General features: G+C 59.9%; 24 protein-coding genes. 19 read left to right on the forward strand and 5 right to left on the reverse strand.

The window, feature by feature from the left end; translation table 11 throughout:
- The coding region (locus tag F8N21_RS22410; protein ID WP_318184208.1) for a malic enzyme-like NAD(P)-binding protein at positions 1–665 on the reverse strand (665 nt) is incomplete at its 3' end.
- A 369-nt stretch (positions 666–1034) separates the two neighbouring features.
- Positions 1035–1268, reverse strand: coding sequence for a 50S ribosomal protein L31 (gene rpmE, locus F8N21_RS22420; protein WP_150644193.1), 234 nt, complete (start codon positions 1266–1268; stop codon positions 1035–1037).
- 329 nt (positions 1269–1597) lie between these two features.
- On the opposite strand from rpmE, the gene F8N21_RS22425 reads away from it, so the two are divergent.
- The 10 genes from F8N21_RS22425 to F8N21_RS22470 all read left to right on the forward strand — a co-directional run bounded on the left by F8N21_RS22425 (position 1598) and on the right by F8N21_RS22470 (position 14598).
- On the forward strand, positions 1598–3817 hold the full coding sequence (locus F8N21_RS22425; RefSeq protein WP_150644194.1) for a primosomal protein N': 2220 nt from the start codon (positions 1598–1600) through the stop codon (positions 3815–3817).
- Positions 3818–4085: 268 nt separating this feature from the next.
- The gene (argS, locus tag F8N21_RS22430; protein ID WP_150644195.1) at positions 4086–5822 is read left to right on the forward strand and encodes an arginine--tRNA ligase; all 1737 of its coding nucleotides are present in this window, start codon (positions 4086–4088) and stop codon (positions 5820–5822) included.
- Between the two features lies 1 nt (position 5823).
- Positions 5824–6522, forward strand: coding sequence for an SPOR domain-containing protein (locus tag F8N21_RS22435; protein WP_150644196.1), 699 nt, complete (start codon positions 5824–5826; stop codon positions 6520–6522).
- 245 nt (positions 6523–6767) lie between these two features.
- On the forward strand, positions 6768–7298 hold the full coding sequence (gene hslV / locus F8N21_RS22440; protein ID WP_150644197.1) for an ATP-dependent protease subunit HslV: 531 nt from the start codon (positions 6768–6770) through the stop codon (positions 7296–7298).
- A gap of 56 nt (positions 7299–7354) precedes the next feature.
- Positions 7355–8692 carry an ATP-dependent protease ATPase subunit HslU gene (hslU, locus tag F8N21_RS22445; protein ID WP_150644198.1) on the forward strand — a complete coding sequence of 446 codons (1338 nt, stop codon included), beginning with the start codon at positions 7355–7357 and terminating at the stop codon, positions 8690–8692.
- Positions 8693–8812: 120 nt separating this feature from the next.
- A complete protein-coding gene (locus tag F8N21_RS22450; protein ID WP_150644199.1) occupies positions 8813–9190 on the forward strand; it encodes a gamma-butyrobetaine hydroxylase-like domain-containing protein in 378 nt (125 codons plus the stop codon).
- Between the two features lie 257 nt (positions 9191–9447).
- On the forward strand, positions 9448–11127 hold the full coding sequence (gene phaC / locus F8N21_RS22455; RefSeq protein WP_150644200.1) for a class II poly(R)-hydroxyalkanoic acid synthase: 1680 nt from the start codon (positions 9448–9450) through the stop codon (positions 11125–11127).
- Positions 11128–11261: 134 nt separating this feature from the next.
- Entirely contained in the window at positions 11262–12119 is an 858-nt protein-coding gene (gene phaZ, locus F8N21_RS22460; protein ID WP_150644201.1) for a poly(3-hydroxyalkanoate) depolymerase, read from the forward strand.
- A gap of 113 nt (positions 12120–12232) precedes the next feature.
- Positions 12233–13915 carry a class II poly(R)-hydroxyalkanoic acid synthase gene (phaC, locus tag F8N21_RS22465; RefSeq protein ID WP_150644202.1) on the forward strand — a complete coding sequence of 561 codons (1683 nt, stop codon included), beginning with the start codon at positions 12233–12235 and terminating at the stop codon, positions 13913–13915.
- Between the two features lie 62 nt (positions 13916–13977).
- A complete protein-coding gene (locus F8N21_RS22470) occupies positions 13978–14598 on the forward strand; it encodes a TetR/AcrR family transcriptional regulator (RefSeq protein WP_150644203.1) in 621 nt (206 codons plus the stop codon).
- A gap of 163 nt (positions 14599–14761) precedes the next feature.
- Here the strand turns inward: F8N21_RS22470 and F8N21_RS22475 are convergent, their stop codons facing one another.
- The 3 genes from F8N21_RS22475 to F8N21_RS22485 form a co-directional block, all read right to left on the reverse strand.
- A complete protein-coding gene (locus F8N21_RS22475; RefSeq protein ID WP_150644204.1) occupies positions 14762–15526 on the reverse strand; it encodes a phasin family protein in 765 nt (254 codons plus the stop codon).
- Between the two features lie 10 nt (positions 15527–15536).
- Positions 15537–15959, reverse strand: a complete 423-nt coding sequence (locus F8N21_RS22480) for a phasin family protein (RefSeq protein ID WP_150644205.1) — start codon at positions 15957–15959, stop codon at positions 15537–15539.
- A gap of 233 nt (positions 15960–16192) precedes the next feature.
- A complete protein-coding gene (locus F8N21_RS22485) occupies positions 16193–16468 on the reverse strand; it encodes a polyhydroxyalkanoic acid system family protein (protein ID WP_150644206.1) in 276 nt (91 codons plus the stop codon).
- Between the two features lie 155 nt (positions 16469–16623).
- On the opposite strand from F8N21_RS22485, the gene ubiE reads away from it, so the two are divergent.
- The 9 genes from ubiE to F8N21_RS22530 all read left to right on the forward strand — a co-directional run bounded on the left by ubiE (position 16624) and on the right by F8N21_RS22530 (position 22700).
- Entirely contained in the window at positions 16624–17394 is a 771-nt protein-coding gene (ubiE, locus tag F8N21_RS22490) for a bifunctional demethylmenaquinone methyltransferase/2-methoxy-6-polyprenyl-1,4-benzoquinol methylase UbiE (RefSeq protein ID WP_007989286.1), read from the forward strand.
- Positions 17394–18017 carry an SCP2 domain-containing protein gene (locus F8N21_RS22495; protein ID WP_150644207.1) on the forward strand — a complete coding sequence of 208 codons (624 nt, stop codon included), beginning with the start codon at positions 17394–17396 and terminating at the stop codon, positions 18015–18017. Before ubiE ends, F8N21_RS22495 begins: the two co-directional genes overlap by 1 nt.
- Positions 18014–19618, forward strand: a complete 1605-nt coding sequence (gene ubiB, locus F8N21_RS22500) for a ubiquinone biosynthesis regulatory protein kinase UbiB (protein WP_150644208.1) — start codon at positions 18014–18016, stop codon at positions 19616–19618. The genes F8N21_RS22495 and ubiB overlap by 4 nt, the downstream gene beginning before the upstream one ends.
- Before the next feature lie 79 nt (positions 19619–19697).
- Positions 19698–20090 carry a phosphoribosyl-AMP cyclohydrolase gene (gene hisI, locus F8N21_RS22505; protein WP_150644209.1) on the forward strand — a complete coding sequence of 131 codons (393 nt, stop codon included), beginning with the start codon at positions 19698–19700 and terminating at the stop codon, positions 20088–20090.
- Positions 20091–20092: 2 nt separating this feature from the next.
- A complete protein-coding gene (locus tag F8N21_RS22510) occupies positions 20093–20425 on the forward strand; it encodes a phosphoribosyl-ATP diphosphatase (RefSeq protein ID WP_150644210.1) in 333 nt (110 codons plus the stop codon).
- A gap of 26 nt (positions 20426–20451) precedes the next feature.
- The gene (locus F8N21_RS22515) at positions 20452–20733 is read left to right on the forward strand and encodes a twin-arginine translocase TatA/TatE family subunit (RefSeq protein WP_150644211.1); all 282 of its coding nucleotides are present in this window, start codon (positions 20452–20454) and stop codon (positions 20731–20733) included.
- Between the two features lie 10 nt (positions 20734–20743).
- Positions 20744–21199 (forward strand): Sec-independent protein translocase protein TatB, encoded by a 456-nt coding sequence (tatB, locus tag F8N21_RS22520; RefSeq protein ID WP_150644212.1) that lies wholly within the window; start codon positions 20744–20746, stop codon positions 21197–21199.
- Positions 21196–21996 carry a twin-arginine translocase subunit TatC gene (gene tatC, locus F8N21_RS22525; protein ID WP_150644213.1) on the forward strand — a complete coding sequence of 267 codons (801 nt, stop codon included), beginning with the start codon at positions 21196–21198 and terminating at the stop codon, positions 21994–21996. Before tatB ends, tatC begins: the two co-directional genes overlap by 4 nt.
- On the forward strand, positions 21993–22700 hold the full coding sequence (locus tag F8N21_RS22530; RefSeq protein WP_150644214.1) for a 16S rRNA (uracil(1498)-N(3))-methyltransferase: 708 nt from the start codon (positions 21993–21995) through the stop codon (positions 22698–22700). The genes tatC and F8N21_RS22530 overlap by 4 nt, the downstream gene beginning before the upstream one ends.
- Positions 22701–22752: the final 52 nt, after the last annotated feature.

The raw sequence follows: 22752 nt of genomic DNA on the forward strand, positions 1-22752 counted from the left end.
CCGGTACGGTCAACCATGAAGATGTTTTCGATCTTCGCGCCCATGCTCACCAGCAACTTCATGCAGGAGATAGCGGCAGCACCAGCACCCAGGCAGACGATCTTGGCTTCTGGCAGGGTTTTGCCAGCGATTTCCAGGGCATTGATCATGCCGGCAGCGGTCACGATCGCGGTGCCATGCTGGTCATCGTGGAACACCGGAATATCGCACTGCTCGATCAGAGCGCGTTCGATTTCAAAGCACTCTGGCGCCTTGATGTCTTCCAGGTTGATGCCACCGAAGGTGATCGAGATGCGCTTGACGGTATCGATGAAGGCTTGCGGGCTTTCGGAGTCGACTTCGATGTCGAACACGTCGATACCGGCGAAGCGCTTGAACAGCACGCCCTTACCTTCCATGACCGGCTTGGAAGCCAATGGACCGAGGTTACCCAGGCCGAGAATCGCGGTGCCATCGGAAATCACTGCAACCAGATTGCCCTTGCCGGTGTACTTGTAGGCGAGTTCAGGGTCGCGGGCAATTTCGCGGACTGGTTCGGCTACACCGGGGCTGTAGGCCAGCGACAGGTCGCGAGCGGTAGCGGTGGCTTTGGTGAGCTCGACACTCAGCTTTCCTGGACGAGGATGGGCATGATATTCGAGAGCGGCAGTTTTCAGATCAGACATATCGGCATTCCGCTTTTTACTGTTGGACGACGGACCGCCGAGGATACTCGTGTCGCAAAGTCCCTACAAGACTGACCAGTCACTGGTGTCAAGCGCCCTACCTTAAGACTTTGGGTGGAGAGCCACGGAACACAAGGGATTAACTGTTCACAATAATAAGATAAAATGTCTACAACTTTTTCTTGTTACCTCAGTTTTGTCGTTCACCAGAGCCTGCAGGTGATCTGTACGCCGGTCAACACGATCGGCGCCGTACAGAAAAGGCCTGAGCGCTGGAGAAGCAAATCGCGGGCATGAAAAAGGCGCCCACCAGGGACGCCTTTTTCAACAGCGAGAAAAAGCCCATCGGGCTTTCCCGCACGACCCACCTTACTCTGCAGCAGCAGGAGCTTTGGTAGCGCCGAAAGCACCGAAACGCGACTTGAACTTGTCGACACGACCGCCGATGTCCAGAGTCTTCTGCTTACCGGTGTAGAACGGGTGGCACAAGTTGCACACGTCAACCGGCAACGGCTTGGCCAGGTTGGAACGGGTTTCGAAGACATTACCGCAGCTGCAAGTAACTGTGATGGCTTCGTATACCGGATGGATATCGGCTTTCATGGTGTATTCCTCAGGCTAGCGTGCCGCCACCCAACACTATTGTTGAATACCGCACGTAATTAGGCCGCGGATTCTACCAGACCTTGGCAATCACGCAAGCTGTCCCGGGTGTCCTCCATCAGAAAAGGCTGTTCAATTTTGACGGCGTCTTTTATCGCCATGCGGCGTTGCCGCTACTCCCCATAGCGCGCTATGGCTCGTCGCGGCGCCTTGCCTGACGATAAAATCCACTCGTCAACTCTTGAACGCTTTCCTAATGCAGGACACTACCCCGACCGTCTGCTAGGCTCCGAACCTTCTTCACCGCCCGCTTACCGAGAAATCCCCGCGTGCCCGACGCCATTCTGCGCCTCGCCCTGCCTTCGCCGCTGCGCCGCCTGTTCGACTATCGCGCCCCTGCCGGTGTCCTGCGTGCCCATCTGCATCCGGGCATGCGTCTGCGCGTGCCGTTCGGTCGTCGCGAGATGATCGGGATCCTGGTGGAGGTCACCAGCCACAGCGAAGTCCCGGCAGCAAAGCTCAAGCCGGCGCTGGCACTGCTCGACGCCACGCCCCCGTTGCCTGCAGCGTTGTTCAAGCTGTGCCTGTGGACTTCTCAGTATTACCAGCACAGCCTGGGCGACACCCTGAGCTGGGCACTCCCGGTATTGCTGCGTCAGGGCGAGCTGGCCGAAGCCCGCCAGGAGCGTTTCTGGTCGATCAGCCCTGGCGCACGCCTCGACGATCCGCGCATCAGCCGCGCGCCACGCCAGCGCGAAGCCTTGGCGACCCTGGCGCAGCATCCCCACGGTGTGGCCCATCAGTTGCTCAGCAAGCTCATGCTCAGCAAAGACAGCCTTGACCTGCTGCTGGCCAAAGACCTGGTGCAGGTGGAAATCCGCAAGCACGCCCCCGACGAACGCCATGAACACTGGCTGGCGCAACCGGAACTGCCCCTCAATCCGGAACAGCGCGCCGCCTATGAAGCGATTCGCGCAGGCTTCGACAGCTTTCATGCGTTCCTGCTGGCCGGGGTCACTGGCAGCGGCAAGACCGAAGTCTATTTGCAGTTGATCCGCGAAACCCTGGAGGCCGGCAAGCAGGCACTGGTGCTGATTCCCGAGATCAACCTCGGCCCGCAAACCCTGGCGCGCTTCGAGCAGCGTTTCAACGCTCGCATTGCATTGGTGCACTCGGCAGTCAACGACCGCGAACGGCTGGAGGCCTGGCTGGCGGCCCGGGACGGTGACGCCGACATCATTATCGGCACCCGTTCGGCACTGTTCACGCCGATGAAAAACCCCGGCCTGATCATCATCGATGAAGAACACGACGGCTCCTATAAACAGCAAGAAGGCCTGCGTTATCACGCGCGCGATCTGGCCTTGGTGCGCGCGCGCCAGGAAAACATCCCGATCGTGCTCGGCTCGGCCACGCCTTCGCTGGAAAGCCTGCACAACGCCTACACCGGCCGTTACGGCCTGTTGCGCCTGAATCAACGGGCCGGCGGCGCGCAACAACCGCGCTTCCTGCGCCTGGACGTAAAAAGCCGCCCGCTGGACAGCGGCATTTCCGGACCGATGCAACAGGCCATCGGTCAGACGCTCGCGGCCGGGCAGCAGGTACTGGTATTCCTCAACCGCCGCGGCTTCGCGCCGACCCTGCTGTGCCACGACTGCGGCTGGATGTCCGAGTGCAACCGCTGCGATGCACGCATGACGGTGCATCAGCGCTCCGCTGAACTGCGCTGCCATCACTGCGGCTATGTGGAGCGTGTGCCACGCCATTGTCCGAAATGCGGCAAGGTGGATCTGCGCCCCGTCGGCGCGGGCACTGAGCGAGCCGAAGAGCGGCTGGGCATTCTCTTTCCGGATTACCCGGTGCTGCGAGTTGACCGCGACAGCACCTCGCGCAAGGACGCAATGAATCAGCTGTTCGCTACCATCCAGAAAGGCCAGCCATGCATTTTGGTGGGCACGCAAATGCTCGCCAAAGGGCACCACTTTCCTCGAGTGACTCTGGTGTCGATCCTGGATGCCGATGGCGGACTGTTTTCCGGAGACTTCCGCGCCAGCGAACGCATGGCCCAGCTGATCGTTCAGGTCGCCGGGCGTGCCGGGCGCGCCGAAGAGCCGGGCAAAGTGATTATCCAGACACATCTGGCCGACCATCCGCTGCTGGTGCAATTGACCGAGCAAGGTTATTTCGCCTTTGCCGAACAAGCCTTGAGCGAACGCCGCGCTGCGGGCTTGCCGCCGTTTGCGCATTTGGCACTGTTGCGAGCCGAAGCGCACAAGCCGGGGCAAGCCGAAAGTTTTCTCGATGAGGCCTGCAGCGAGGCTGAACGTTTGCTGGGCGAACAGAAACTGACCGGTATCGAGTTGCTCGGCCCGGTACCGGCCCCCATGGAGCGCCGCGCCGGACGCTATCGCGCGCAACTCTTGCTGCAAGCCAGCGCTCGGGCGCCACTGCATCGGCTGCTCAGCAGTTGGCTGCTGAAGCTTGAGCAAATGCCCAGCGGGCGGCAGGTGCGCTGGTCGCTGGATGTCGATCCGGTGGATTTGTATTGATCGATAAATAGTCAAAAGATCGCAGCCTGCGGCAGCTCCTACGGGATCAACGCTCGCCACAAAATTGATGGCGTACTCTGGTGGTGTAGGAGCTGCCGCAGGCTGCGATCTTTAACGGTCTTGCCAGACGCGAAGATCTTCCTGCCCGGCTCCGCAGGTCTATAACCTGCCCACGAAGGTTGGCAAGCCCGCCTTCGCAACGGATAATGCCCAGTTTTTCCACCTGCGCATCGAAGCGCCACCGCGTCTGCGGTCGAAAGAGAAGACCATGAAAGACACCATTCGCCAGCTGATCCAGCAAGCCATCACCCAACTCGTCAACGAAGGTGTGTTGCCTGAAGGCCTGACGCCAGCGATTCAGGTGGAGAATTCCCGCGACAAAACCCACGGCGACTTCGCCAGCAACATCGCCATGATGCTGGCCAAGCCAGCCGGCATGAAACCGCGCGATCTGGCAGAAAAAATCATCGCCGCGCTGCCGGCTGACGAGAACGTCAGCAAGGCCGAAATCGCCGGCCCGGGCTTCCTCAATTTCTTCCAGAACACCCAGGCTCTGGCTTCGCGCCTGGACGCCGCGCTCGCCGACCCGCAGATCGGTGTGCGCAAGGCGGGTCCGGTGCAGCGTACGGTGGTCGACCTGTCGGCACCGAACCTGGCCAAAGAGATGCACGTCGGCCATCTGCGCTCGACCATCATCGGTGACGGCGTGGCACGGGTTCTGGAGTTCCTCGGCGATACCGTGATCCGTCAGAACCACGTCGGCGACTGGGGCACCCAGTTCGGCATGCTGATGGCTTACTTGCAGGAAAACCCGATTACCAGCGACGAGCTGTCGGACCTGGAAAACTTCTACCGCGCCGCCAAGCAACGCTTCGACGAATCGCCAGAGTTCGCTGATCGCGCCCGCGGTCTGGTGGTCAAGCTGCAAGCCGGAGATCCGGACTGCCTGGCGCTGTGGACGAAGTTCAAGGACATCTCGCTGTCCCACTGCCAGAAAATCTACGACCTGCTGAACGTCAAACTGACCCCGGCCGACGTCATGGGCGAAAGCGCCTACAACGACGACCTGATCAACGTGGTCAACGACCTCAAGGCCAAAGGCCTGCTGGTCGAGAGCAACGGCGCCCAGTGCGTGTTCCTCGATGAATTCAAAAACGCCGACGGCGACCCGCTGCCGGTGATCATCGTCAAGGCTGACGGCGGTTATCTCTACGCCACCACCGACCTTGCAGCCGTGCGTTATCGCAGCGGCATGCTGAAAGCCGATCGCGCACTGTACTTCGTCGATCAGCGTCAGGCCCTGCACTTCCAGCAGGTGTTCGCGGTGGCCCGCAAGGCCGGCTTCGTGACCCATCCGATGGAAATGGAGCACATGGGCTTCGGCACCATGAACGGTGCCGATGGCCGTCCGTTCAAGACCCGTGACGGCGGCACCGTGAAGCTGATCGATCTGCTGACCGAAGCTCAGGAGCGCGCTTACGCGCTGGTAAAGGAAAAGAACCCGGAGCTGGCTGAAGCAGAACTGCGCAACATCGCCAAGGTCGTGGGCATTGGCGCGGTGAAGTACGCCGACCTGTCCAAGCACCGCACCAGCGATTACAGCTTCAACTTCGACCTGATGCTCAACTTCGAAGGCAACACCGCGCCTTACTTGCTGTACGCCTACACCCGGGTGGCCGGCGTGTTCCGCAAACTCGGCCAGGACTTCAGCCAGGTGCAAGGACAGATCGTGCTCGAAGCTGCGCACGAACACGAACTCGCGGCCAAACTGGCGCAGTTTGGCGAAGTGCTGAACAACGTCGGCGACAAGGGCACCCCGCACATTCTCTGCACCTACCTGTACGACGTCGCCGGGCTGTTCTCGAGTTTCTACGAGAACTGCCCGATCCTGACTGCCGAAACCCCGACACAGATGCAGAGCCGCCTGCGTCTTGCGGCACTGACCGGTCGCACACTCAAGCAAGGCCTGGAGCTGTTGGGTCTGGAAACTCTGGAGCGCATGTAAGTTGGCTGCCAAGAAAAAACCTGCACCCAAGCGTGGCGCCAGCCGTTACCAAGCGCCTGCAAAACAGCCGATTCCAGGCTGGCTATGGATGGCCATCGGCCTGACCGTGGGCGCGTTCATCGTCTTTTTGATGAAGCTCGATCCTGGCCAGGGCGATGACGTCAAGCGGGTCAAGCAAGAACAGCAGAAAGCCAGCAGGATCGCCGAAGCGAACAAGACGCCTCCGAGTCCACAGCAACCGGTGAAGCCAAAATACGACTTCTACACCCTGCTGCCGGAATCCGAAGTGATAGTGCCGCCGGATGCCGTGCCGGAGAAAACCCTGCCGACACCACAACCGGTACCCGTGGCCCCGGTGACGCCGGCCGAAGCGGCGAAGATCGACACTGCCCGGGCTCAGGCGGCACTCGCCGGCATTACCCCGCCGCCGGCACCGCCAGTCTCGAAAGCGGCGCCCGTGACCAAATTCTTCCTCCAGGCCGGCTCGTTCCGCAAAGAGGCGGATGCCGACAAGGTTCGTGCGCAGATCATTCTGCTGGGGCAGAGCGTGTCGGTAGAGTCCGGCACGGTGAAGGATGAGACCTGGTATCGGGTGTTGGTGGGACCGTTCAGCAACCGTGAACAGCTGACCACCGCGCAAAAACAACTGGCCGGCAGCGGCTTTAGCAATCTGTTGTTACAACAGCGCCAGAGCCGCTAAACAGAACCCAGGGATAGCTCCTACAGGACAGCGCACCACCTGTAGGAGCTGCCGCAGGCTGCGATCTTTTCGCAGGTTGGGGTTCGCTAGAATCTGAAGCAGGATCAAAAGATCGCAGCCTTCGGCAGCTCCTACGGGCCTCGCACCACTCGTCTCCCATCTCCTCCTGCAGTTGAAATACGCCTCGCCACCCCCATATGAGTTCCCATCAGGGCATTTTCGCCCCGCAGCGTGGAGACTCTCCCTTGACCACCATCGTTTCAGTTCGCCGCCACGGCAAAGTCGTCATGGGCGGCGACGGCCAGGTTTCTCTCGGCAATACCGTGATGAAAGGCAACGCGAAAAAAGTTCGTCGCCTTTACCACGGTGAAGTCATTGCCGGTTTTGCCGGGGCCACCGCTGACGCCTTCACCCTGTTCGAGCGTTTCGAAGGCCAGCTTGAGAAACATCAAGGTCACCTGGTTCGCGCGGCCGTCGAACTCGCCAAAGAATGGCGTACCGATCGCACCCTCAGCCGCCTGGAAGCCATGTTGGCCGTCGCCAACAAAGACGCGTCCTTGATCATCACCGGTAACGGTGACGTGGTTGAGCCCGAAGAAGGCCTGATCGCCATGGGTTCCGGTGGCGGTTACGCTCAGGCCGCAGCCAGCGCCCTGCTGAAAAAAACCGATCTGTCGGCTCGCGAAATCGTCGAAACCGCACTCGGCATCGCCGGCGACATCTGTGTATTCACCAACCACACCTTCACCATTGAGGAGCAGGACCTCGCCGAGTAAGCCTGTGCAGGCCTAGCGCCAAGGCTTTCACTCTTGCTTGAGGACCGCAAATTATTATGTCCATGACTCCCCGCGAAATCGTCCACGAACTCAATCGCCATATCATCGGCCAGGACGATGCCAAACGCGCCGTCGCCATCGCGCTGCGTAACCGCTGGCGCCGGATGCAGCTGCCCGAAGAGCTGCGCGTCGAAGTGACGCCCAAGAACATCCTGATGATCGGTCCGACCGGCGTCGGTAAAACCGAAATCGCCCGGCGCCTGGCCAAACTGGCCAATGCACCGTTCATCAAGGTCGAAGCCACCAAGTTCACCGAGGTCGGCTACGTCGGCCGTGACGTCGAATCGATCATCCGTGATCTGGCCGATGCGGCGATCAAGCTCCTGCGCGAGCAGGAAATGACCAAGGTTCGTCACCGCGCCGAAGACGCCGCCGAAGAGCGCATCCTCGATGCCTTGCTGCCACCGGCACGCATGGGCTTCAACGAAGACGCCGCGCCGAGCCAGGACTCCAACACCCGCCAGCTGTTCCGCAAGCGCCTGCGCGAAGGGCAGCTGGATGACAAGGAGATCGAAATCGAAGTAGCCGAAATGTCCGGCGTCGATATCTCCGCGCCACCGGGCATGGAAGAAATGACCAGCCAGTTGCAGAACCTGTTCGCCAACATGGGCAAGGGCAAGCGCAAGAGCCGCAAGCTCAAGGTCAAGGATGCGCTGAAACTGGTCGGCGACGAAGAGGCCAGCCGCCTGGTCAATGACGATGAGCTCAAGGCCAAGGCCCTGGAAGCGGTCGAGCAGCACGGCATCGTGTTCATCGACGAAATCGACAAGGTCGCCAAGCGCGGCAACTCCGGTGGGATCGACGTGTCCCGTGAAGGCGTTCAGCGCGATTTGCTGCCGCTGATCGAAGGCTGCACGGTCAACACCAAGCTGGGCATGGTCAAGACCGACCACATCCTGTTCATCGCCTCCGGCGCGTTCCACCTGAGCAAACCGAGCGACCTGGTACCGGAGCTGCAAGGCCGCCTGCCGATTCGTGTCGAGCTCAAGGCCTTGAGCCCGCAAGATTTCGAACGCATCCTCAGCGAACCGCATGCCTCGCTCACCGAGCAATACCGCGAGCTGTTGAAAACCGAGGGCCTGGCGATCGAGTTCTTGCCCGACGGCATCAAGCGTCTGGCGGAGATCGCCTGGCAGGTCAACGAGAAAACCGAAAACATCGGTGCCCGTCGCCTGCACACCCTGCTTGAGCGCCTGCTCGAAGAAGTGTCGTTCAGTGCCGGCGACCTGGCCACCGCGCAGGACGCTCAGCCGATTCGCATCGACGCTGACTACGTCAACAGCCACCTCGGCGAATTGGCGCAGAACGAAGACCTGTCTCGTTATATCCTGTAAGCAACACTTGTAGGAGCGAGCTTGCTCGCGAAGGTGTGTCAGTCGACATCAATGCGGCTGACACAACCTTCGCGAGCAAGCTCGCTCCTACAGGGTTCCACCCATAACGGAACTCAAGTCATGACCAGACTCCCCAGCGCCATCGAACTGCACAAAGCCTCGAAAACCCTGACGCTGAAATACACGCCGGATGAGGTCTATCACCTGCCCGCCGAATTCCTGCGGGTGCACTCTCCCTCCGCCGAGGTCCAGGGCCATGGCAATCCTATCCTGCAATTTGGCAAGATCGGCGTAGGCCTGAGCAAGGTCGAACCGGCCGGTCAGTACGCACTGAAATTGACCTTCGACGACGGCCACGACAGTGGTCTGTTCACCTGGGATTATCTGTACCAATTGGCAGTCCGCCAGGACGATCTATGGGCGGATTATCTTGCCGAGCTCAAAGCCGCCGGAAAATCCCGCGACCCTAGCGAATCCATCGTCAAACTGATGCTCTAAATCAAGCCTTTCGCTCTTTAGAGGGCATTTTCTAATTTCATCTGCTTGAATGCTCTGCCGCACGGCTGGCATTTGGCCTGCTTGCGAAAAAAATTAAACTCGGGTAACCAATGGAGCTGGCAAGTTCCCTGCAGTGCTCTGTGCAATAAAAGCAGCGATGCAGAATTAACGGTCACCCCGAGCAGTAGTACCTGGCGTTTGCTGTGTGATTGCACAGCTGCTCCCGGTACTCGCATCAGGACTATGGAGCGTCGTAGATGAGTAACAAGAATAACGATGACTTGAATCGTCAAGCCTCGGAAAACACCCTGGGGCTCAATCCCGTCGTCGGCTTGCGTGGAAAAGATCTGCTTACCTCTGCTCGAATGGTCTTGACCCAGGCCATCAAACAACCGATTCACAGCGTCAAGCACGTCGCGCATTTTGGCGTCGAGCTCAAGAATGTGATGTTCGGCAAGTCGAAGCTGCAGCCGGAAAGTGACGACCGCCGCTTCAACGACCCGGCCTGGAGCCAGAACCCGCTCTACAAACGTTATTTGCAAACCTACCTGGCGTGGCGCAAGGAACTGCACGACTGGATCGGCGACAGCAACCTGTCCGAAGCGGACATCAACCGCGCGCACTTCGTGATCACCCTGATGACCGAAGCCATGGCCCCGACCAACAGTGCGGCCAATCCGGCGGCGGTCAAACGCTTCTTCGAGACCGGCGGTAAAAGCCTGCTCGACGGCCTCTCCCACCTGGCCAAGGACCTGATCAACAACGGCGGCATGCCGAGCCAGGTGAACATGGGCGCCTTCGAAGTCGGCAAGAGCCTGGGGACCACCGAAGGCTCGGTAGTTTTCCGCAACGACGTGCTCGAATTGATCCAGTACCGGCCGACCACCGAGCAGGTGCACGAACGCCCACTGCTCGTGGTACCGCCGCAAATCAACAAGTTTTATGTGTTCGACCTGAGTCCGGATAAAAGCCTGGCGCGCTTTTGCCTGCGCAACCACCAGCAGACCTTTATCGTCAGCTGGCGCAACCCGACCAAGGCCCAGCGCGAGTGGGGTCTGTCGACTTACATCGACGCACTGAAAGAAGCCGTCGACGTGGTCTCGACCATCACCGGCAGCAAAGACATCAACATGCTCGGCGCCTGCTCCGGCGGCATCACCTGCACCGCGTTGCTCGGCCACTACGCCGCCCTCGGCGAGAAGAAAGTCAATGCCCTGACCCTCTTGGTCAGCGTGCTCGACACCACCCTCGACTCCCAGGTTGCGCTGTTCGTCGACGAGAAAACCCTGGAATCCGCCAAGCGTCACTCGTATCAGGCCGGCGTCCTGGAAGGCCGTGACATGGCCAAGGTCTTCGCCTGGATGCGCCCCAACGATCTGATCTGGAATTACTGGGTCAACAACTACCTGCTGGGCAACGAGCCTCCGGTCTTCGACATCCTGTTCTGGAACAACGACACCACCCGCTTGCCTGCGGCGTTCCACGGCGACCTGATCGAATTGTTCAAAAACAACCCACTGATCCGTGCCAATGCACTGGAAGTGAGCGGCACGCCGATCGACCTCAAACAGGTCACTACCGACATCTATTCCCTGGCCGGTACCAACGATCACATCACGCCCTGGAAGTCTTGCTACAAGTCGGCGCAACTGTTCGGCGGCAAGGTCGAATTCGTGCTGTCCAGCAGCGGGCATATCCAGAGCATCCTGAACCCGCCCGGCAACCCGAAGTCGCGTTACATGACCAGCACCGAGATGCCGGTCAAAGCCGAGGACTGGCAAGAAAACTCGACCAAGCACACCGACTCCTGGTGGCTGCACTGGCAGGCCTGGCAGGCCGAGCGTTCGGGCAAGCTGAAAAAGTCCCCGACCAATCTGGGCAACAAGGCCTATCCGCCAGGGGAAGCCGCACCGGGCACTTATGTACATGAACGTTAAGTTGTAGGCAGTCACGAAGTCCGCGGCACTCGGAGGTGCCGCGCGCCCTACTCAACACGGACGAGGCCAGGCCTCGGATTTTCTGGAACAAGCTCGGGAAGGCTTGCCAGCGGTTTAACCACAGGGCTTCTGAGATGCCGCAACCGTTCATATTTCGTACTCTCGACCTGGATGGGCAAACCATCCGCACCGCGGTACGTCCTGGCAAGCCTCATTTGACGCCCCTGCTGATTTTCAATGGCATCGGCGCCAACCTGGAGCTGGTGTTTCCGTTCGTCCAGGCGCTCGACCCGGATCTGGAGGTGATTGCCTTCGACGTTCCCGGGGTCGGCGGCTCGTCGACACCCAGCATCCCCTATCGTTTCCCTGGTCTGGCCAAACTGACCGCGCGCATGCTCGACTACCTCGACTACGGGCAAGTCAACGTCGTCGGCGTGTCCTGGGGTGGCGCCCTGGCCCAGCAATTTGCCTACGACTACCCGGAGCGTTGCAAAAAACTGGTGCTGGCGGCCACCGCAGCCGGCGTCTTTATGGTGCCGGGCAAACCGAAAGTGCTGTGGATGATGGCCAGCCCCAGGCGCTACATCCAGCCGTCCCACGTGATTCGGATCGCGCCGCTGATCTATGGCGGATCCTTCCGTCGCGACCCTAATCTGGCCGCCGAACACGCCAGCAAGGTGCGCTCGGGCGGCAAGCTGGGTTACTACTGGCAACTGTTCGCAGGCCTGGGCTGGACCAGCATTCACTGGCTGCACAAGATTCTTCAACCGACCCTGGTGCTGGCCGGCGATGACGATCCACTGATCCCGCTGATCAATATGCGCATGCTGGCCTGGCGGATTCCCAACGCCCAGCTACATATCATCGACGATGGTCATTTGTTCCTGATTACCCGTGCCGAAGCCGTCGCGCCAATCATCATGAAGTTTCTCGAGGAAGAACGTCAGCGGGCCGTGATGCACCCGCACCCATCACCGTTTGGCAGGACTTAGCGTCTTGCGCATGTCGACCGGATCATCGCCCGCGCAGGAGAGCTCTGGACCGACTATGGTGTCTGTCTTGAATAGATGTGCTTGTTGAAGGCTTGACGAAGGAGTGTTGACCCATGAGAGACAAAGCAACGCCGGGCTCGTTGCCCACCCCCGCGGCGTTCATCAACGCTCAGAGTGCGATTACCGGTCTGCGCGGCCGGGACCTGTTCTCGACCCTGCGCAGCGTAGCGGCCCACGGCCTGCGCCATCCCGTGAAAAGCGCCCGTCATGCGCTGGCCCTGGGTGGTCAGCTGGGTCGCGTGTTATTGGGTGAAACGCTGCACACACCGAACCCCAAGGACAACCGGTTTGCCGACCCGACCTGGAGCCTGAATCCATTTTATCGCCGCAGCCTGCAGGCCTATCTGAGCTGGCAAAAGCAGGTCAGAAGCTGGATCGACGAAAGCGGCATGAGCCCCGACGACCGGGCCCGCGCGCATTTCGTTTTCGCACTGCTCAATGACGCCGTATCGCCCTCCAATACGCTGCTCAACCCCCTGGCCATCAAAGAGCTGTTCAATTCCGGCGGTCACAGCCTGGTTCGCGGTCTCAGCCATTTGTTCGACGACCTGCTGCACAACAACGGGCTGCCAAGTCAGGTCAGCAAACACGCCTTCGAGATCGGCAAGACCGTGGCGACTACCACCGGCTCGGTGGTGTTTCGCAACGAACTGCTCGAGCTGATGCAGTACAAACCGATGAGCGAAAAGCAGTACAGCAAGCCACTGCTGATCGTGCCGCCGCAAATCAACAAGTACTACATTTTCGACCTCAGCCCGGGCAACAGCTTCGTCCAGTACGCGCTGAAAAACGGCCTGCAGGTATTCGTGGTCAGTTGGCGCAACCCGGATGTTCGCCATCGCGAATGGGGCCTGTCCAGTTATGTGGAAGCCCTGGAGCAAGCGATGAATATCTGCCGCGCCATCAGCGGCGCGCGCGAAGTCAATCTGATGGGCGCCTGTGCCGGCGGCCTGACCATCGCTGCCCTGCAAGGCCATCTGCAAGCCAAGCGGCAACTGCGACGGATCTCCAGCGCCACCTATTTGGTCAGCCTGCTCGATAGCCAGATCGAAAGCCCTGCCACCTTGTTTGCCGACGAGCAGACCCTTGAAGCCGCCAAGCGCGATTCCTACCAGCGAGGCGTGTTCGAAGGGCGAGACATGGCCAAGGTCTTCGCCTGGATGCGCCCCAATGACCTGATCTGGAATTACTGGGTCAATAACTACCTGCTGGGCAAGGAACCACCGGCCTTCGACATCCTGTACTGGAACAACGACAACACGCGCCTGCCCGCGGCATTGCATGGCGACCTGCTGGACTTCTTCAAGCACAACCCGCTGAGCCATCCCGGCGGGCTGGAGGTATGCGGCACGCCGATCGATCTGCAGAAGGTCAACGTCGACAGCTTCAGCGTGGCCGGGATCAACGACCACATCACTCCGTGGGACGCGGTGTACCGCTCAACCCTGCTGCTGGGCGGTGATCGCCGCTTCGTGCTGTCCAACAGCGGCCACATCCAGAGCATCCTCAACCCGCCGAGCAACGCCAAGGCCAATTTCATCGAGAACCCCAAACTCAGCACCGATCCACGCGCCTGGTATTACGACGCCACCCATGTCGAAGGTAGCTGGTGGCCACGGTGGCTGAGCTGGATTCAGGAGCGCTCGGGAACCCAACGGCCAACCCTGATGGCTCTCGGTAACCAGAATTATCCACCGATGGAGGCGGCGCCAGGTACCTACGTGCGCGTGCGCTGAATATTCACTGCACCACGGTCGGGCTGTTGGCCGTGGCATGACTCAACAACCAAGAAGACTGGATGAAAACCCGCGACCGGATCCTCGAATGTGCCCTGCAATTGTTCAATCAAAAGGGCGAACCGAATGTCTCTACCATGGAAGTTGCCAATGAAATGGGGATCAGCCCGGGCAACCTCTACTACCACTTTCATGGCAAGGAGCCGCTGATACTCGGCTTGTTCGAACGCTTTCAGGCGGAACTGACGCCGCTGCTCGATCCACCGGCGGATGCGCAACTGTCTGCGGAAGATTACTGGCTGTTCCTGCACCTGATCGTCGAGCGCCTGGCGCACTATCGCTTCCTGTTCCAGGACCTGTCCAACCTGGCCGGACGCTTGCCGAAACTGGCCAAGGGTATTCGCAATCTGCTCAACGCCTTGAAGCGCACCCTGGCCTCATTGCTGGCGCGCTTGAAAGCGCAGGGGCAACTGATCAGCGAAACCCAGGCGCTGGGGCAACTGGTCGAACAGATCACCATGACCCTGCTGTTTTCCCTCGACTATCAACGGATTCTGGGGCGCGAGGGCGAAGTACGGGTGGTGGTTTACCAGATCATGATGCTGGTAGCGCCGCACTTGCTGGCGCCGGTGAAGCTGGCGACCGAGCAGATGGCGTTGCGGTATCTGGAAGAGCATGTGTGATTGGAAGATCAAGAGATCGCAGCCTTCGGCAGCTCCTACGTCGGCGTAGGAGCTGCCGATAGGCTGCGATCTTTTGCGCTCGATCAGGCACCGGAGAGTTTTCTGACCAAAACAAAAACGCCCGACCTTTGCAGGCCGGGCGTTTTTGTCTGTCCCGAAAAAATCAGGACTGACTGGATGGCGTCGATGGAGTCGACGCAACAGTCGGGGTGACCGCAGGGGTCGGCGCAGCTGCAGAGTTCGAAGGGCTGACCGCAGCTGCCGGTTTGGCTTCTACTGCTGGCTTCGGCGCTGCTGCTTTGGGTGCCGCAGGTTTCTTGGCAACCGGCTTCTTCGCAGCTGCCGGTTTAGCGGCAACCGCTTTGGCTGCTGGCTTGGCCGCGGCAGGTTTGGCTGCTGCGGTTTTTGCTGCGGGCTTGGCTGCCGGTTTAGCGGCGGCTTTTACCAGAGGTTTGGCCGCGGTTTTAGCTGCCGGTTTGGCCGCCGCGGTCTTGCTCGCCACTGGCTTGGTCACCGACTCACCGGTCATGCGCTCGATCTGCTTGGTCAGGGTATCGACCTTGCTGTGCAGCGCCTTGACTTCATTGCGGCTCGGCACGCCCAGACGCGAAATGGCGCTGTTGAGTCGCTTGTCGAAAGCCTCTTCCAGCTCGCCCCATTTGCCCAGTGCGCGATCTTTGACATCACCCACACGGGACTTGGCCGATTGGGCGGAATCCTTGGCGGCATCGACTTTTTTACCGACGGCGCTCTTGGTGAGCTTCTCGGCTTTCTCACCATCTTTGACCAGGGTATCGAAGAGTTTGCTGCCGTCAGTGTCGATCTTCGAGTACACGCCTAAACCAGCAAGCCAGATTTTGCGGGAGTAGTCTTCGACTTTCCCGATCCACGAGCTGCCTTCTTTTTCAGTATACTTTTTACCAGCCATCCCGTTCTCCTTAATGTTTACGCGCGACACGTTCAAGCAATGCCGTCAACCCATCGAGCTTAGCAGAGAGTGTCTCAACATCATGTTTAGACGCAATGCCGAAGCGATTCAAGGCACTTGCGACGCGCGCGTCAAACGCCTTCTCGACTTTATCGAGCTGCACTTCGACTTTGCCCTTGAAGCTGGTGACGTCATCCTTGACTTCATCGATCTGACTGTTGGCCGCTTCAAGTTGCTGATTCACAACTTTTTTGCCTTTCTTTTCAACAGTTTGACCCGCTTCGATCAACTCCTGAAAGTACTCGCTGCCTTCCTTGCCGACCTTGGCGTAAGCCCCCAGGCCTGCCAGCCAGATCTTGCGGGCGTAGGATTTTACTTCGCTCGGAGCGGTTGTCTGAACGTCGGTTTTTTTCTTCAAAGTTACTTTGGCCATGGTGCACCTCACGCGCAAAAGGTTTGAGGAACTGCCCGCAGGGATGAGGGCTTAGGCACAAAGTAGTGAGAAAAATTAGAAACGGCACCCTAAGAAATGCCACCTCTGTAGGAGCGAGCTTACTCGCGATGAACGCTAACGATAACGCGGTCTGACTGATACACCGCCGCTTTGCTGCTATCGCGAGCAATCGAGCGTAGACCGGCTGCTCCTACACAGAAACAACAACAGGATTACGCCAAGGCCTTATCCAATGCCTTCTCGATTTCCGATTTGATCGTGCCGCTCATGGCCGACATCAGCAGGCCCAACTCGACATCGACTTTGATCGAGTTCTCGCCCACATGCACCGCACCTTTTACCCCGGGACGCTTGAGATTCAGGATGTCGCCTGACCACTGCGGCTCCAGGCCATATCGATCGGACAGTTTCTGCGCCAACATGTCGGCCTTCTCGCGGGCTGCTTCCTTACCCAGACCGTGGGCACGCTCAACACTAATACGGGCCATCGAATGACTCCTGTTTTATCGGGACTTGCTCAAGACATCTTGACCTTGCATGCGTCAAAACGTCCCGGCGGTTGCCTATCTTACATTCAGCCTTGCCAAGACAAAGACCGTCACCGGGATTAGAATGTCCCGCATTCTCTTCTGGTGACAGCGATATGACTGATCAGCGCAAAGGCAGCGATGCCGAACCCACCACTCACTTCGGCTTCAAAAACGTTCCGGAAAGCCAAAAGGCGGAAAAAGTCGCTGAAGTTTTCCACTCGGTAGCGGCCAAGTACGACCTGATGAACGACTTGCTGTCGGGCGGCATGCACCGACTGTGGAAGCGTTTCGCGATCGAGTTGTCTGGCGTACGCACTGGCAACCGTGTGCTGGACATCGCTGGCGGTACTGGCGACCTGACCAGAAAGTTTTCGCACCTGGTGGGCCCGACCGGTCAGGTGGTGCTGGCTGACATCAACGAATCCATGCTCAAGGTCGGTCGCGATCGTTTGCTGGACCTGGGTGTGGCCGGCAATGTCGAGTTCGTCCAGGCCGACGCTGAAAAGCTGCCGTTCCCGGACAACCATTTCGACTGCGTGACCATCGCCTTCGGCCTGCGCAACGTGACCCACAAGGAAGATGCCCTGCGTTCCATGCTGCGGGTACTCAAGCCCGGTGGCCGGCTGCTGGTACTGGAGTTCTCCAAGCCGACCAACGCGCTGATGTCCAAGGCCTACGATGCCTATTCGTTCGCCTTCATGCCGCTGATGGGCAAGTTGATCACCAATGACTCGGAAAGCTACCGCTACCTGGCCGAATCGATCCGCATGCACCCGAACCAGGAAACCCTGAAGTCGATGATGGTCGAGGCTGGTTTCGACCGGGTGACCTACCACAATATGACCGCCGGCATCGTCGCCCTGCATCGCGGCATCAAACCCTGATGTTGCTCAGCGCCCTGCTGGTCGGCGTCGAGCACGGCCTCAACCGCGTGCTGCGCCTCGACAGTACGGCGCTGCCGCGCCTGCAACACTTGAACGGCAAGGTGATTGCTGTCGATTGCCGCAACCCGGCGTTGCACCTGTTCATCATCCCCGGTGATGAAGGCCTGATGCTGGCCGCCCATTGGGCCGCCGAGGCCGACTGCACCTTGCGCGCTCCGGCGTCGAGTCTGCTGAGCCTGGCACTGAGCAAGGACAAGACCGCGGTCCTGCATGGCCCCGAGGTCGATCTCGAAGGCGACAGCGCGGTACTGCTGGATCTGGCGGCGATACTGCAGGACCTGGAGCTGGACTGGGAGTACGAACTCTCGCGCTGGCTCGGTCCGGTCGCCACGCAACTGATCGGCGGCCATCTTCGCAGCCGCGCACAGTGGTACCAACAAGGCTTCGCCAGCCTGAACCAGAACCTTGCCGAGTACCTCAGCGAAGAGTCGCGCACCCTGGTGGGCCAACGCGAAGCCGAAGCCCGTTTTAGTGAACTGGACCAGATCAAGCTTGATCTGGAACGTCTTGAGGCGCGTTTCGAGCGCCTTTCCCGATCCCTTGATTCAAGCGATAACGCATGAAGCTGCTTGCCGTCCGCCGTTTGTTGCGCATCCAGCGCGTCGTGATCCGCTACCGCCTCGATGACCTGTTGTTCGCCCTGCCACTGCCCTGGTTTCTCCTGGCGCTGCGCTACGTCTTGCCGTGGCGCTGGTTCCCGCGCAAGACGCTGACACTGACTCGCGGTGCGCGTCTGCGCCTGGCATTGCAGGATCTGGGACCGATTTTCATCAAGTTCGGGCAGATTCTTTCCACTCGCCGCGATCTGCTGCCCGAAGACATCGCCGACGAGCTGATGAAGTTGCAAGACCGCGTACCGCCGTTCGACTCGCAAGTGGCGATAGACCTGATCGAAAGCCAGCTCGGCAAGAGAATCAGTGAAGTCTTCAGCCGTTTCGACTTCGAACCGCTGGCCTCGGCTTCCGTGGCCCAGGTTCATGCCGCACAGCTGAAAAGCGGTGAAGAAGTAGTGGTCAAGGTCATACGCCCGGGCCTCAAGCCGATCATCGCCCAGGATCTGGCGTGGTTGTTCATCCTCGCCCGGGCTGCGGAAAAACTCTCCGCCGATGCGCGCTTGCTGCATCCGGTGGATGTGGTCCAGGACTACGAAAAAACCATCTACGACGAGCTCGATCTGTTGCGCGAGGCGGCCAATGCCAGCCAGCTGAAACGCAACTTCGACGGCTCGCCGCTGTTGTATGTGCCCCAGGTCTACTGGGACTGGTGCCGGCCGAAAGTGCTGGTGATGGAGCGAATCTACGGGATTCAGGTTACCGACCTGGCCACCCTGGCCGACCAGCGCACCGACATGAAAATGCTCGCCGAACGAGGCGTGGAAATCTTCTTCACCCAGGTGTTCCGCGACAGTTTCTTCCACGCCGACATGCACCCCGGCAATATCTTCGTCAGCACCGTGCAGCCGTGGAGCCCGCAGTACATTGCCATCGACTGTGGCATCGTCGGCAGCCTGACTCCGCAAGACCAGGATTATCTGGCGCGCAACCTGTTCGCCTTCTTCAAACGCGACTACCGCCGCGTCGCCCAGCTGCACATCGACTCGGGCTGGGTACCGGCGGAAACCAGGCTGAATGAATTCGAAGCGGCGATCCGGACCGTTTGCGAGCCGATTTTCGAGAAACCGTTAAAGGATATTTCCTTCGGCCAGGTGCTGATGCGCCTGTTCCAGACGGCACGGCGCTTCAACATGGAAGTGCAGCCGCAGCTGGTTCTGTTGCAGAAAACCCTGCTGAACATCGAAGGCCTGGGTCGCCAGTTGTACCCGGAGCTGGACCTGTGGAACACCGCCCAACCGTTTCTCGAGCGCTGGATGCGCGAACGGGTCAGCCCCAAAACCTTGCTGGGCAACCTGCAGAGCCAGGTCGAGCAACTACCGCACCTGGCCAATATGACCCGCGACCTGCTGGAGCGCATGTCGCAACCTCACACGTCCAATGCGCCACCAGCCTGGCACAGACGCAAGGACGACTGGTTCCTGCGTCTGCTCGGCTGCGCACACCTGGCGGGGGGTACGGTACTCGCTGCCGGTGGCCCATTGAATGAATTGGGGCACTGGCCGGCCGGAATCATGGTGGCGGTCGGTTTGTATCTGGTCGTGCGCCGATAGCCAGCAACGCGTGCTGCTGGCACACTGTTTCAACGCCTGGGCACAGCAATAAGCGCTGCGCCGGTTGTCGGAGTCGAAGATGAAAGATTGGCTGGACGAGATCAAATGGGACAACGACGGCCTGGTGCCGGCGATTGCCCAGGATCACAAGACCGGGCGCGTACTGATGATGGCCTGGATGAACCGCGAAGCGCTGGAACTGACCGCCGCCGAGAACCGCGCCATCTACTGGTCCCGTTCCCGTGGCAAACTGTGGCGCAAGGGCGAAGAGTCCGGGCACGTGCAAAAACTCCACGAGATGCGCCTGGACTGCGACGCCGATGTGATCATCCTGATGGTCGAGCAGATCGGCGACATCGCTTGCCATACCGGCCGCCAAAGCTGCTTCTACCGCGTCTACGAAAACGCTGACTGGAAGACCGTCGACCCGGTGCTCAAAGACCCGCACGCCATCTACAAGGCTGGACATTGAACATGAGCGATACCCTGACCCGCCTGGCCCAAGTGCTGGAAGAGCGCAAAGGCGCTGCCGCCGACAGTTCCTATGTCGCCAGCCTGTACCACAAGGGCTTGAACAAGATTCTGGAAAAGGTCGGTGAAGAATCGGTTGAAACCATCATCGCCGCCAAGGACGCCGCCATCAGCGGCGATTGCACTGATGTGATCTACGAAACCGCCGATTTATGGTTCCACAGTATGGTCATGCTCGCCCAACTGGGGCAGCATCCACAGGCTGTGCTGGATGAACTGGACCGGCGCTTCGGTCTGTCCGGACACGCCGAGAAGGCTTCGCGCCCGTCCGCTTGAATAACGCTTAAGAGAGGAATCGCAGCATGGGCATTTTTGACTGGAAACACTGGGTCGTCATCCTGGTTGTCGTGATACTGGTGTTCGGCACCAAGAAACTGAAAAACCTCGGCACCGACGTCGGTGAGTCGATCAAGGGCTTTCGCAAGGCCATGAACGACGATGAAAAACCTGCTGACCCAACGGTGACCCCGGCCCAACCGGTACCACCGGCACAACCACAACCACAGGCTTCGACACTGAACGAGCCGCACACCATCGACGTGCAAGCACAAAAAGTCGAAGAGCCGATCCGCAAAGACTTGTGAGCACTGACTAATGTTTGGTATCAGCTTCTCTGAACTGCTGCTCGTCGGCCTCGTCGCGCTGCTGGTGCTCGGCCCTGAACGGCTGCCGGGTGCCGCGCGCACGGCCGGTCTGTGGGTCGGGCGCCTGAAACGCAGTTTCAACGCGATCAAACAGGAAGTTGAACGGGAAATCGGTGCCGACGAAATTCGCCGGCAACTGCATAACGAACACATTCTGTCCCTGGAGCAGGAAGCGCGGAAGATTCTCGCGCCGCAACAGCAGACGCCGAGCACCTTCGTACCAGTGGCGGAGCAGTCGATCCATGCTCCGGCGCAGGTAGCCACCGCTGTCGACCCAACGCCAGCAGCAGCTGTCAAACCGGCCGAACCGACTGTCGGCCCGACTGCGACAGAAACTGTTTCCCCTGCGGCGGCACCCAGTACGCCTGCCCCCCTTGACCCCACTTTGCCGCCGCGAGCCCCATGAGCGCTGATAAACCGGAAAACGACCAGCACATGCCGCTGGTTTCGCACCTCACCGAGTTGCGCACCCGCCTGCTGCGTTGTGTCGCGGCGATTTTCGTGATCTTCGCCGGGCTGTTTGCCTTCACCCAGCAGATCTACACCTTCGTCTCCACGCCACTGCGCGAGTACCTGCCGGTGGGCGCGACCATGATCGCCACCGATGTGTCCTCGCCGTTCCTCACGCCGCTCAAACTGACGATGATGGTCTCGCTATTCCTGGCGATCCCGGTGATCCTGCATCAGATCTGGGGCTTTATCGCACCGGGCCTGTACAAGCACGAAAAACGCATCGCGGTGCCCTTGCTGGTCTCGAGCATCATGCTGTTCTACACCGGGATGGCCTTTGCCTACTTCCTGGTGTTCCCGCTGATCTTCAAGTTCTTCGCCGCCGCCACCCCGGCCGGCGTGGAGATGATGACCGATATCACCAGCTACCTCGATTTCGTCATGACGCTGTTTTTCGCCTTCGGCGTAGCCTTCGAAATCCCGGTGGCCGTGGTGCTGCTGGTGTGGATCGGCGTGGTCGACGTCAAATACCTGAAGAAAATCCGTCCCTATGTGGTCATCGGCTGCTTCGTAGTCGGCATGATCCTCACCCCGCCGGACATCTTCTCGCAGACCTTGCTGGCGGTGCCAATGTGGTTTCTGTTCGAAATCGGCATCCTCTTTGGCAGCCTGATCAGCAAACGCGGCGAGCATCCGGACGACCAGCCCGTCGACAGCGACCATGACGACCAGCCGCCAGCGACCCAAGCGTGAACCTGCTGCTTCTCGAAGAGGCCGACTTTATTGCGGCCGACCGGGTGATCCTGCGTGATCGGCGCCTGACCCACATGCAGGAAGTCCATCGCAGCGTCGTCGGTGACAGCCTGCGGGTCGGGCGCATCGGCGGGTTGATGGGTTCTGCCGAGTTGCTGCGCCTGGAAGCCTCTGAGGCGGAACTGCGAGTCAGCCTCGACCAGCCACCCCCGGCGAAACTGCCGCTGACCCTGTTGCTGGCCCTGCCGCGGCCGAAAATGCTCCGTCGGGTACTGCAAACCGTCGCCGCCATGGGCGTGCCGCGGGTAGTGCTGGTCAATAGCTACCGGGTCGAGAAGAGCTTCTGGCAGACCCCGTTCCTTGAGCCGCAAGCGGTTCGCGAGCAACTGATCCTCGGCCTGGAGCAGGCTCGCGACAGCGTGCTGCCGGAGATCATCATCGAAAAACGCTTCAAGCCCTTCGTCGAAGACCGCCTGCCGGCCATGGTCGAAGGCACCTTAGGTCTGGTCGGGCATCCCGGCAACTACCCGCCCTGCCCACGCGGGCTGGACGAACCGGTGACCTTGGCCATCGGCCCTGAAGGCGGCTGGATCCCCTACGAAATCGACATGCTGGCCAAGGCCGGCCTGCAACCGGTACAGCTCGGCGAGCGCATCCTGCGGGTCGAGACGGCCGTGACCGCCCTCCTCTCCCGACTGTTCTAAACGTCGAGCAAAAAAAACTGTGGCGAGGGAACTTGCGACGACGCGGTCCGTA

The sequence above is a fragment of the Pseudomonas fluorescens genome (assembly GCF_902497895.1).
In the GTDB taxonomy this organism is placed as follows: Bacteria; Pseudomonadota; Gammaproteobacteria; order Pseudomonadales; family Pseudomonadaceae; genus Aquipseudomonas; species Aquipseudomonas fluorescens_BP.

What these genes read in the sequence shown, in the direction of transcription:
- F8N21_RS22485 (WP_150644206.1), bottom strand. Translation starts at nt 16,468, where the DNA reads ATGGCCCGTATTAGTGTTGAGCGTGCCCACGGTCTGGGTAAGGAAGCA.
- F8N21_RS22510 (WP_150644210.1), top strand. Translation starts at nt 20,093, where the DNA reads ATGAGCGATACCCTGACCCGCCTGGCCCAAGTGCTGGAAGAGCGCAAA.
- ubiE (WP_007989286.1), top strand. Translation starts at nt 16,624, where the DNA reads ATGACTGATCAGCGCAAAGGCAGCGATGCCGAACCCACCACTCACTTC.
- F8N21_RS22495 (WP_150644207.1), top strand. Translation starts at nt 17,394, where the DNA reads ATGTTGCTCAGCGCCCTGCTGGTCGGCGTCGAGCACGGCCTCAACCGC.
- F8N21_RS22480 (WP_150644205.1), bottom strand. Translation starts at nt 15,959, where the DNA reads ATGGCCAAAGTAACTTTGAAGAAAAAAACCGACGTTCAGACAACCGCT.
- rpmE (WP_150644193.1), bottom strand. Translation starts at nt 1,268, where the DNA reads ATGAAAGCCGATATCCATCCGGTATACGAAGCCATCACAGTTACTTGC.
- phaZ (WP_150644201.1), top strand. Translation starts at nt 11,262, where the DNA reads ATGCCGCAACCGTTCATATTTCGTACTCTCGACCTGGATGGGCAAACC.
- phaC (WP_150644200.1), top strand. Translation starts at nt 9,448, where the DNA reads ATGAGTAACAAGAATAACGATGACTTGAATCGTCAAGCCTCGGAAAAC.
- ubiB (WP_150644208.1), top strand. Translation starts at nt 18,014, where the DNA reads ATGAAGCTGCTTGCCGTCCGCCGTTTGTTGCGCATCCAGCGCGTCGTG.
- hisI (WP_150644209.1), top strand. Translation starts at nt 19,698, where the DNA reads ATGAAAGATTGGCTGGACGAGATCAAATGGGACAACGACGGCCTGGTG.
- hslU (WP_150644198.1), top strand. Translation starts at nt 7,355, where the DNA reads ATGTCCATGACTCCCCGCGAAATCGTCCACGAACTCAATCGCCATATC.
- F8N21_RS22515 (WP_150644211.1), top strand. Translation starts at nt 20,452, where the DNA reads ATGGGCATTTTTGACTGGAAACACTGGGTCGTCATCCTGGTTGTCGTG.
- F8N21_RS22475 (WP_150644204.1), bottom strand. Translation starts at nt 15,526, where the DNA reads ATGGCTGGTAAAAAGTATACTGAAAAAGAAGGCAGCTCGTGGATCGGG.
- tatC (WP_150644213.1), top strand. Translation starts at nt 21,196, where the DNA reads ATGAGCGCTGATAAACCGGAAAACGACCAGCACATGCCGCTGGTTTCG.
- phaC (WP_150644202.1), top strand. Translation starts at nt 12,233, where the DNA reads ATGAGAGACAAAGCAACGCCGGGCTCGTTGCCCACCCCCGCGGCGTTC.
- tatB (WP_150644212.1), top strand. Translation starts at nt 20,744, where the DNA reads ATGTTTGGTATCAGCTTCTCTGAACTGCTGCTCGTCGGCCTCGTCGCG.
- F8N21_RS22450 (WP_150644199.1), top strand. Translation starts at nt 8,813, where the DNA reads ATGACCAGACTCCCCAGCGCCATCGAACTGCACAAAGCCTCGAAAACC.
- argS (WP_150644195.1), top strand. Translation starts at nt 4,086, where the DNA reads ATGAAAGACACCATTCGCCAGCTGATCCAGCAAGCCATCACCCAACTC.
- F8N21_RS22470 (WP_150644203.1), top strand. Translation starts at nt 13,978, where the DNA reads ATGAAAACCCGCGACCGGATCCTCGAATGTGCCCTGCAATTGTTCAAT.